The organism is Gordonia sp. i37 (assembly GCF_002043085.1).
GTDB lineage: Bacteria > Actinomycetota > Actinomycetes > Mycobacteriales > Mycobacteriaceae > Gordonia > Gordonia polyisoprenivorans.
Genome location: NZ_MVPX01000651.1, coordinates 1 through 1,923, shown reverse-complemented (window position 1 = coordinate 1,923; position 1,923 = coordinate 1). Strand labels below are relative to the sequence as shown.

Annotated in this window: 3 protein-coding genes and 1 pseudogene; 2 read left to right on the top strand and 2 right to left on the bottom strand. The window is 65.9% G+C overall.

The features are described 5' to 3' along the window. On the top strand, window positions 1–443 hold a 443-nt coding region (locus B1964_RS29370), incomplete at its 5' end, for a pyridoxamine 5'-phosphate oxidase family protein (protein ID WP_079932305.1). A gap of 17 nt (window positions 444–460) precedes the next feature. Here B1964_RS29370 and B1964_RS29365 read toward each other — a convergent pair. After that, window positions 461–964, bottom strand: a complete 504-nt coding sequence (locus B1964_RS29365) for an Lrp/AsnC family transcriptional regulator (protein WP_006372900.1) — start codon at window positions 962–964, stop codon at window positions 461–463. 61 nt (window positions 965–1,025) lie between these two features. Next, window positions 1,026–1,553, bottom strand: coding sequence for a thiamine pyrophosphate-dependent enzyme (locus B1964_RS29360; protein ID WP_253194272.1), 528 nt, complete (start codon window positions 1,551–1,553; stop codon window positions 1,026–1,028). An 83-nt stretch (window positions 1,554–1,636) separates the two neighbouring features. On the opposite strand from B1964_RS29360, the pseudogene B1964_RS29355 reads away from it, so the two are divergent. After that, window positions 1,637–1,912 (top strand): annotated as a pseudogene (locus B1964_RS29355) (transposase); the annotation flags it as partial. Window positions 1,913–1,923: the final 11 nt, after the last annotated feature.

Genomic DNA, 1,923 nt, shown 5'->3' with positions numbered 1-1,923 from the left:
GCAAGGTGGTGCACGTCCTCGACGAGCACACCATCGTCATCCCCGAACGTCCCGGCAACAAACGCGTCGACGGTTACCTCAACATCCTGCGCAATCCGCACGTGGGAACCATCGCCATCATCCCGGGACGCGGGGACACGTTGCGGGTCAACGGGACCGCACGCATCGTCGACGGCGCCGACGACGACAGCGGCGGCATCTATTTCGATGAGCTCGCCGTCAAGGGTCGCCGACCGATCCTGGCGCTGGAGGTCACCGTGGAGGAGGTGTTCTTCCACTGCGCCAAGGCTTTCCTGCGGTCGGATCTGTGGCGGCCGGAGACGTGGCATCCCGATGACCTGCCGAGCACCGCGCAGATGACCAAGAAACTCATGCCCGAACTCGACGAGGTGGCCCTGCAGGAGCGCTATGCCGAGAGCAATTACCGAAAGTTGTTGTACTGAGCGCATTCCGGGATTCTTCACCGGTATCCGGGAGCGCGGGGTGTGCGGTCCGAGCGCGCGGTGCGCAGCAGTGGTAGAGCCCGATAGGGCACGATCTCCGACAGCACGACGATGCTGATGGAGCGCGCGACCGACGGTGACCGGCCGATCTCGAGCAAGGTCTCCTGCAAATCCTTGTGCGAGGCGGCCGCGACCCGGCACAGCACATCACTGGCACCGGTGGTGGCGAACGCCTCGAGTACACCGGGAATCGCCGACAATGCCGCGGTGACCGTACTCAGCTCACCCTGCACCGTTTCGAGCTGGACGAAGCACTGGACGTCGAAACCGGCGGCCGCGACATCGAGATGCGGGTGATATCCGGCGATGATCCCGGCGTCCTCGAGCTTCGCCAGGCGGGACTGCACGGTGGCGCGCGCCACCCGGATCCGCCGCGACGTTTCGAGTACCCCGATCTGCGGGTCCCGATGCAGCGACTCGAGCAGCGCGAAATCGATGTCGTCGAGCTGAACTCCGTCCATTGCGCGCCCTTCCAGCTGGTCGAGATGACCAGTTGCGGCCAGTCTAGGGGTCGTCGACCGCTCAGGCGGTGGTTCTCATGAGGTAGCGCCAGGGCGTGAGCTCGGTGCTCAGCGGCATCGGCACGACGACCACCGTCGGCACATCGCGCCCCGCGGCGGCGGTGATCGCCGCTTCGAGCTCCTCCGGCGACTCGGCCCGAACCCCGTGTGCGCCATACGCGGTGGCGACGGCGGCGAAATCGGGATTGTGGAGATCCGCGCCGACGGCGTGGCCGTAGCGGCGGATCTGATCGGCCTTGACGTTGCCGAAGGCCGCGTTGTCGAAGACGACCACCACGACGCCGAGCCGATACTGGACCGCGGTGGCCATCTCGGCGATCGCGAACTGGAAGCCACCGTCGCCGGTCACCGAGACGACGACGGAATCACGATGGGCCGCCTTGACTCCCAATGCCGTGGGAAAGCCGTACCCCAGGGTGCTCTGATGCCCGGTGGTGATGAAGTGGCGGGGCACGCGTACCGGAAAGCCGAAGCACGCGGCGAAACCCATCTGCGACACCTCGTCGACGAGATAACCGTCGGTGGGCACCTGGCGTGTCCCCCGTAGATCGGTCCGGCTTGTTTTAGAGTCCTGATTGCCCTGGTGAGGGCGTAGAAGGGACGATGAGGAACATGGCAGGACGCAAGCGTCACTCGGCGGAGGACATCGTGCGCAAGTTGCGCCGGGCTGACGAGCTGGCCGCGGAAGGCAAGACCGGTGAGGAGATCGCCGGCGAGCTCGAGGTGTCGGCGGCCACGTTGTACAACTGGCGCCGCCAGTACGGCGGCATGGACGCCGATGCCGCCAAAGAGCTCAAGGAGCTGCGTGAGCAGAACAGCCGGCTCAAGCGGCTGCTGGCCGAGGCGGAGTTGGAGAAGGATGCGCTGCGGGAGGTGGCGAAGGGAAAATTCTGAGCCCG

Bases quoted from the DNA above. Each gene is read 5' to 3' on its own strand.
- B1964_RS29365 (WP_006372900.1), bottom strand. From the start codon at position 964: ATGGACGGAGTTCAGCTCGACGACATCGATTTCGCGCTGCTCGAGTCG.